Origin of the sequence: Streptomyces specialis (genome assembly GCF_001493375.1) — a bacterium.
Classification (GTDB): Bacteria; Actinomycetota; Actinomycetes; order Streptomycetales; family Streptomycetaceae; genus Streptomyces; species Streptomyces specialis.
This window is the reverse complement of sequence record NZ_LN929774.1, coordinates 1-7,624: the sequence shown is the minus strand read 5'-3', so window position 1 is coordinate 7,624 and position 7,624 is coordinate 1. Positions and strand designations below refer to the sequence as shown.

Below are 7,624 nucleotides of genomic sequence, written 5' to 3'. Positions count from 1 at the left end.
GGAACCGCTTTGAGCCCGATGACGGCTCCTGAATCTGTCAGCGCCGACACCGTTCGGCATTACACCCGGCAAGCGACCCATACGGAACTCCCGGCCGGGGAGATCGAGTCCTTGGAACTCGCCGTGCCCGAGCCGGTGCACCCGCACCTCCGGCGCCAGGCGCGCCGCGTGCCGCACGAACTCGTCGCCGGGGGAGTGGAACTCGTGCGGCCGGACCCCGTCGAGGCCCACCGGCCAGTACGTCCCCCAGTGCACCGGCACCGCCGCGCGCGGCCGGAGCAGGGCCAGCGCCTGGGCGGCCCGCTCCGCGTCGAGGTGGCCGTGCCCGAGCTTCGGGCCCCAGCCGCCGACCGGCAGCAGCACCGTGTCCACCGGGCCCGCCTCGTCGGCCATCGCCTCGAACAGTCCGGTGTCGCCCGCGTAGTACGTCCGCGTCTCGCCCTCCACCACGAAGCCGAGCGCCGTGACCCGGCGCGGCCCGAACGGCAGCCGCCGCCCGTCGTGCGCCGCGGGCACCGCCCGCACGGTCACCTCGCCCACCCGCACCGCGTCGCCGGGCACCACCTCGTGCACCTCGAACCGCGCCGCCATCCGCCGCAGCCCCGGCACCGCCGCGAGCGCGCCGCGCGGCACCACCAGCGGCGTGCCGGGGGCGAGCCTGGCCAGCGACCGCAGGTGCAGATGGTCGGCGTGCAGGTGCGACACGACCACCACGTCCGCCACCCGCGCCGACACCGGCGGCAGCGCGCCGCGCCGCCGCCGCAGATGCGCGCAGCGCCGCGTGAACAGCGGATCCGTCAGCACGGTCGTCCCGGAGTCCCGCACGGTCGCGGTCGCGTGCCCCCACCAGGTGATCTCGACCGGCATGAGAACTCCTTCCGCCCCCGGGGCGCCCGGGACAGGCCGCCCACGGCGTCCAGCATGCCAGGCGGCCGGGGACACCCGCGCGGCGATCTCCCGGGTTGTGGAGAATTGCAGTCCTGGACGACGGCGAAGGGGAGCACGTGCCGGAAACCGGAACGGCGACGGCCGCCGCGTGGCGCAGACGCGGCGCGGCCCTGCTGCGGGTCCTCGCCGTGTGGGCGGTCAGCACCCTCACCCTGGTCCTGCTGGCGCTGCTGCTGCCGGACTTCCGCCTCCAGTCCGCCGACGGCGACAGCTTCACCCGCGTCGGCGCCACCGCCGCCCTCGGCGCCGGCTGCTTCGGCCTGCTCAACGCCCTGGTCTGGCCATGGCTGGTCCGCGCCCTGCTCCTGGTGCCCGCCCTCGCCCTCGGCTCCCTGGTCTTCCTGCTCAACGGCTCCCTGCTGCTGCTCGCGCTCGGCGCCATCCCGGACGGGCGCGGCGAGGCCGGGCCGGGGACCGCCGTCGTGGTGGCGGCCGTGATGTCCGTGGCGTCGTCCGGCACCAGCACGCTCCTGGCCGTCACCGACCGGGGCGCGCACCGGCGGCGGCTGCGGCGCCTCGCCGGATCCGCGCCCGGCCGCCGCTCACGGACGCCCGGCACGGTCTTCCTGCAACTCGACGGCATCGGCCGCGACCTGCTGGGCGAGGCCGTCGCCGGGGACCGGCCGCTGATGCCCACGGTCGCCGCGCTGTGCGGCTCGACCCACCGGCTCACCCCGTGGCGCACCGACTGGTCCAGCCAGACCGGCGCCTCCCAGCTCGGCATCCTGCACGGCAGCAACGAGGACGTGCCCGCGTTCCGCTGGTACGAGAAGGAGACCGGCGAGCTGATCATCAGCAACCGCCCGTCCAGCGCCGCCGAACTGCAACGCCGCGCCGTGGCCCGCCCCGGCTCGCCCGGCCTTCTCGCCGAGGACGGCGCCAGCCGGGGCAACCTCTTCGCCGGCGGCGCCGGCCAGGCCGCGCTGGTCCTGTCCGTCGCCGCCAGGCGCCGCCCGGGCCAGCGCTCCCGCGCCGGGTACTTCGCGTACTTCTCCGACCCGGCGCTCGCCACCCGCACCGCCGGCTCGTTCCTCGCCGAACTGGTCCGCGAGATCTGCCAGTCCGTGCGGTCCCGGCTGCGCGGCGACCGGCCGCGCGTCAGCCGCGGCGGGCTCTATCCGCTGATCCGGGCGTTCGCCACGGTCGTCCAGCGGGACGTCGTCACCGCCGCCGTGATCGGCGACATGCTCAACGGGCGCACCGCCGTCTACGCCGACCTCGTCGCCTACGACGAGGTGGCGCACCACTCCGGGCCGCGCGGCCGGGACACCCGGCAGGTGCTCACCGCCCTCGACCGCTGCGTGCGGCGGATCGTCCAGGCCACCGAGCACGCCCCGCGCCCGTACCACCTGGTGCTGCTGTCGGACCACGGGCAGAGCCACGGCGAGACGTTCGAAAGCGCCTTCGGCCACACGCTGGAGGCCCTGGTCCGCATCGGCTGCGGCCGGCCCGTGCCCCGGCAGACGCGCCGCCCCGAGTCCGGCGCGGAGGCGCGCGGCGCGGCGCGGGCCGCGCTGCACCGGCCCGAGGTCTCGCCCGAACCGCCGCCCCCGGCGGACGGCGGCGACACCGAACGGCGGACCGCGCCCGTGGTGCTCGGCTCGGGCAACCTGGGCCTGATCTCCTTCCCCGACCTGCCGGGCCGCGCCTGCCGCGCGACGATCGAGGCCCGCCACCCCGCCCTGCTGCGCACCCTCGCCGAACACCCCGGCATCGGGTTCCTGCTGGTCCACGACGAGCGGCACGGCCCCGTCGGCCTGGGCGCCGGGGGCGCGGAACGCCGCCTGGACAGCGGGGAGATCGCCGGCGACGACCCGCTGGCGCCGTTCGGCCCCGGCGCGGCGGCGGCCGTCCGCCGGACGGCGGGCTTCCCGCACGCCGCCGACATCATGGTCAACTCGGCGATCGACCCGGCGACCGGCGCGGTGCACGCCTTCGAGGACCAGATCGGCTGCCACGGCGGGCTGGGCGGCGGGCAGAGCCACGCGTTCCTGCTGTCGCCCGGCGCGCTCTCCCCGCCGACCCCGCCGGGCGGCGAACTGGTCGGCGCCGAGGCCGTCCACCGGGTGCTGCGCGGCTGGCTGCGGGAGACGGCCGGCCAGCCGGACCACGCGACCGAACCCACCCCCACCCCCGCCGCGCCCTGACTAGGGTGGAAGCTCCTGACGCCGCCGGAAGGGACGTGCGCGATGGCGCCGCATCCGTTGAACGAGCTGGAGATCGCCGAGACGCTGAGCGGGCTGCCCGGCTGGGCGCTCGAGGACGACCGGCTGGTGCGCGGCTACCGCCTCGCCGGGCACCAGCAGGCCGTCGCGTTCCTGGTGCACATCGCCGCCGTGCAGGAGGAGCTGAACCACCACGCGGACCTGACGCTCGGCTACGACCGGCTGGACGTCGCGGTCACCACGCACAGCGCCGGCGGCCGGGTCACCGAGCAGGACGTGATGCTCGTGCGCCGCATCGACGCCCTCGCGCCCGCCCACGGCGCGCGCTGAATCCCCGGCCGCGCGGGCCGCGTCAGTTCCAGTCGAACGTGTCCGGGTCCGGGCCCAGACGGGTGCCGCTGTCCAGGGCGGCGATCTCCGCCAGGTCGCCGGCGTCCAGCTCGAAGCCGAACACGTCGAAGTTCTCCCGGATGCGGGCGGGCGTCACGGACTTGGGGATCACCACGTTCTGGATCTGGAGGTGCCAGCGCAGCACCACCTGCGCCGGGGTCCTGCCGTGCTTCTCCGCGATCCGCGCCAGGACCGGCTCCTCCAGCAGGCCCTTGCCCTGGCCCAGCGGCGACCACGCCTCGGTGACGATGCCGTGCTCCGCGTGGAACGCGCGGGCCTCCTCCTGCGCGAGGTGCGGGTGCAGCTCGATCTGGTTGAGCGACGGCACGACGCCGGTCTCGTCGATGACCCGCCGCAGGTGCGCGGGCTGGAAGTTGGAGACGCCGATGGCGCGGGCCCGCCCGGTGCGGTGGATCTCGTCGAACGTCCGCAGCACCGTCAGGTAGTCGTCGCGCATCGGCCGGGGCCAGTGGACGAGGTAGAGATCGACGTGGTCCAGGCCGAGCCGGGCGAGGGACGCGTCGAACTCCCGCAGGACGCTCTCCCGGGTCCAGGTCTCCGAGGCGCTGTTCCACAGCTTCGTGGTGACGAACAGCTCCTCGCGGGGCAGCCCCGACGCCGCCAGCGCCTTGCCGGTGCCCCTCTCGTTCTCGTAGATGGCGGCCGTGTCGACACTGCGGTAGCCCGCCTCCAGGGCCAGGGCCACCGCGCGCTCCGCCTCGTCGTCCGGCACCTGCCAGACGCCGAACCCGAGCTGCGGCATCTTCACACCGTTGTTGAGGGTTACCTCCGGGACGCTGCTCACGTGCGTGTCAGTCCTTCTCTGCCGAGTGCGATATGTCGGTCCAACCAGGCCGGACATGCCGTCCGACCCCATGGTCAATCACCGGCCCCGCCCGCGCATTCCCGTCCGGCCGGGGAGAGAATGCCCGACGTGCGCGGACTGACCCGGTTCATCGACCCCTACATTCTGCTGCTGTTCGCCACCGTCGGCCTGGCCGCCGCGCTGCCGGCCCGCGGTGGCGCGGGCGAGGCCGTGGACGGCGCGGCCACCGGGTTCATCGCTCTGCTCTTCTTCCTCTACGGCGCGCGCCTGTCCACCCGGGAGGCGCTCGACGGGCTGCGCCACTGGCGGCTGCACCTGACGATCCTGGCGAGCACGTTCGTGGTGTTCCCCCTCCTCGGTCTGGCCGCCCGCGGCCTGGTGCCCTGGCTGCTCACGGACGGCCTGTACGACGGGCTGCTGTTCCTGTGCCTGGTGCCGTCCACCGTCCAGTCGTCCATCGCCTTCACCGCGATGGCGCGGGGAAACGTCGCCGCGGCCATCGCCGCCGGATCGTTCTCCAGCGTCCTCGGCGTCGTCCTCACCCCGCTGCTGGCCGCCGCGCTGATCGGCGGCGACGCCGCGTTCTCCGCCGGCTCGCTGCTGGGCGTCGGCGGGCAGATCCTGCTGCCGTTCCTGCTCGGGCAGGTGCTGCGCCGCTGGATCGGGGACGTCGTCGCGCGGTACCGGGGCCCGTTGTCGCTGGTGGACCGGGCGTCGATCCTGATCGTCGTGTACGCGGCGTTCAGCGAGGGCGTGAACGCCGGGATCTGGGACGAGGTGGGCTGGCGGCGGCTGCTGGCGCTGTTCGGCGTCGAGGCCGTGCTGCTGGCCGCGATGCTGCTGCTCACCTGCCGGGCCGCCCGCGCGCTGGGCTTCGGGCGGGACGACCGGATCGTCGTCGTGTTCGCCGGGTCGAAGAAGTCGCTGGCCGCCGGACTGCCGATGGCCAGCGTCATCTTCGGCGCCGCCGCGGCGCCGGTGGTGCTGCCGCTGATGCTGTTCCACCAGACGCAGCTCGTGGTCTGCGCCTATCTGGCCCGCCGCTGGAGCCGTTCGGCGCCGGCGTAGACGTTCATCGACGTGCCGCGCAGGAACCCCACCAGCGTCACCCCGGTCTCCGCGGCCAGATCGACGGCGAGCGCGGACGGCGCCGACACCGCCGCCAGCATCGGGATACCGGCCATCACCGCCTTCTGCACCAGCTCGAACGAGGCCCGGCCGGACACCAGCAGACCCGCCCCGGACAGCGGCAGCAGCCCCCGTTCGAAGGCGCGGCCGACGAGCTTGTCCACGGCGTTGTGCCGCCCGACGTCCTCCCGCACGTCGAGCAGGTCCCCGTCCGCCGTGAACAGCGCGGCGGCGTGCAGTCCGCCGGTCCGCGCGAACACGCGCTGAGCGTCCCGCAGCCGGTCGGGCAGCGCGGCCAGAACCTCGGGTTCCACCCGCAGGTCGCCGGTCAGGGGCACCGGCCAGCGGGCCGTGGTGCGCACCGCGGCCAGGCTGGCCTTGCCGCACACGCCGCAGGAGGAGCTGGTGTAGACGTGCCGTTCCAGCGACACGTCGGGCGGCGCGACCCCGGCGGCGAACCGGACGTCGACCACGTTGTACGTGTCGGCGCCCCCGCAGTAGCTGATCCGGGCGACCTCCTCGGGCGCGCCGAGCGCGCCCTCGCTGACGAGGAACCCGGTGGCGAGCGCGAAGTCGTCGCCCGGCGTCCGCATGGTCACGGCGAGGGGCCGCCCGTCCACCCGGATCTCCAGCGGCTCCTCACCGACGAGCGTGTCGGCCCGCTCCGTGACGTTCCCGTCCCTGATCCGTACGACGCGGCGGCGCTCGGTGACTCGACCCATGCGGGTCATCATCCGCCATGGGGCGTGCCATGGGCGTCGATCGCGCGCGTCACGGCCGGGACGACGGCGGCGTACCGGGGGCGGCGCAGGTCGAGCGTGGCGCCGCGGACGCCGATGCCGTGGGCCACGAGCAGATCCATGACCGCCCGGAGCGGCCCGGCCCGCCCGGTCAGCGTGAACTCCCGCCCGTCGGGCGCGATCACCGTGGCGGGGGTGGCCCCGGCGAGGAGGTTGCTCCGCTCCCAGTCGACGTCGTACGTCTGCCGGTCCGGGCTCACCCGCACGACGACGTCCCTGGTGCGGTGCAGCAGCGCGAGGTAGTTCAGCGGCACGGTCAGCTTCCGCCGCACGTCGAACGGGGCGCCGCCGTCGCCGGGGTGGATCCGCAGCACCGTCTCCAGGACCGGGCCGTGGGACTGGAACGTCGTGGTGCCCCGCATCTCCAGGAACCGGGCGTCGGCCAGGCGCCCGCCGGCGCGGGCCCACGCCCTGGTGACGCCGCCGAACCCGCCCTCGTCACCGGGCAGGTCGCCCACCACCCAGGTGGGACCCGGGCCCGGCTCGGTGCGCGACCGCCACGGCCCCGGGGCGTCCCCGGCCCGGTCGAGGACCTCCTCCGCGCGGGCCGCCACACCCGGGTCGAGGGTCCGCAGGTCGATCGTGTCACCGTCCAGAGGGATGCCGCCGGCCGCGCGGGCGATCCGCATCATCTCCAGCAGCGGCCCGATCCGCCCGGTCAGATCGACGCGCCGGCCGTCGAGCCGCACCACCCGGTAGGGACGGACCCCGGACAGCGTGGCGCTGCGGGGCCAGTCGACGCCGACCCGCGCGGGATCGTCCGGATGACCGGGATCGGGTCCGACGACGAGCCGCCCCTCGGTGACGGCCGCCAGGCACATCCCCGGCACGCGGAACACGTCGGTCGTCTCGAACGGTTCGCCCGCTTCCGGGTACACGCGCAGCGTCAGCCGGATGCTCGGCTTGGGCTCGTCGGGGTCGAGATCGCCGCCGTAGTGGTGGAAGGTCGCCGCCTCCGGGAAGTGGTCGGGGGACACGAGCGTCGCGGCGAGCACATCGGCCCGCGTGACCGGGCCGCTCCGGACCACCTCCGGGGCACGCGGAGCCCACAGCGCGAACGTGTCGTCCCCGTAGGAGTGCCCGCCGGGCAGCAGGTCCCGCCGGGTGATCCGGGGGACCTGCGCCCGCGCCCAGCGGGTCGCGCCGAAGGGGAGGCGGACGAGACCGGCCACCGTGGCACCGGCGAGGAGGGCCAGCCACAGCGGCTCGGCCCCGCCGGGGCCGACGACGACGAGAAGGACCATGCCCAGCGTCACGGCGCCGCACAGCCCGATGAGGACGACGTACCCGATGTACGCGCTCCGGTAGGCCCCCACGAATCGCCCCTCCCTCTAATACAAAGCCGCACCTGCAGCAGAAGAGGAAGG

At 75.1% G+C, this 7,624-nt stretch carries 6 protein-coding genes and 1 pseudogene; 3 read left to right on the top strand and 4 right to left on the bottom strand.

Features of this window, described 5'->3' with window-relative positions; all coding sequences use genetic code 11:
- Positions 1-117 precede the first annotated feature (117 nt).
- Positions 118-867: pseudogene (locus BN2279_RS06670) on the bottom strand (MBL fold metallo-hydrolase); the annotation flags it as partial.
- Between the two features lie 137 nt (positions 868-1,004).
- Between BN2279_RS06670 and BN2279_RS06665 the strand changes: the two are divergent.
- Positions 1,005-3,095, top strand: coding sequence for a phage holin family protein (locus BN2279_RS06665; protein ID WP_059007443.1), 2,091 nt, complete (start codon positions 1,005-1,007; stop codon positions 3,093-3,095).
- A gap of 42 nt (positions 3,096-3,137) precedes the next feature.
- Positions 3,138-3,443: a 4a-hydroxytetrahydrobiopterin dehydratase gene (locus BN2279_RS06660; protein ID WP_059007442.1), complete on the top strand. Its 306-nt coding sequence runs from the start codon at positions 3,138-3,140 to the stop codon at positions 3,441-3,443.
- Positions 3,444-3,465: 22 nt separating this feature from the next.
- Here the strand turns inward: BN2279_RS06660 and BN2279_RS06655 are convergent, their stop codons facing one another.
- Positions 3,466-4,308, bottom strand: a complete 843-nt coding sequence (locus BN2279_RS06655) for an aldo/keto reductase (protein WP_059007440.1) — start codon at positions 4,306-4,308, stop codon at positions 3,466-3,468.
- Positions 4,309-4,428: 120 nt separating this feature from the next.
- Between BN2279_RS06655 and BN2279_RS06650 the strand changes: the two genes are divergently transcribed.
- The gene (locus BN2279_RS06650) at positions 4,429-5,397 is read left to right on the top strand and encodes a bile acid:sodium symporter family protein (RefSeq protein WP_059007438.1); all 969 of its coding nucleotides are present in this window, start codon (positions 4,429-4,431) and stop codon (positions 5,395-5,397) included.
- Here BN2279_RS06650 and fdhD read toward each other — a convergent pair.
- Positions 5,358-6,179, bottom strand: coding sequence for a formate dehydrogenase accessory sulfurtransferase FdhD (gene fdhD, locus BN2279_RS06645; protein WP_059007436.1), 822 nt, complete (start codon positions 6,177-6,179; stop codon positions 5,358-5,360). The two genes, BN2279_RS06650 and fdhD, sit on opposite strands and share 40 nt — an antisense overlap.
- Before the next feature lie 8 nt (positions 6,180-6,187).
- The gene (locus BN2279_RS06640) at positions 6,188-7,573 is read right to left on the bottom strand and encodes a hypothetical protein (protein WP_059007434.1); all 1,386 of its coding nucleotides are present in this window, start codon (positions 7,571-7,573) and stop codon (positions 6,188-6,190) included.
- Between the last annotated feature and the right edge of the window lie 51 nt (positions 7,574-7,624).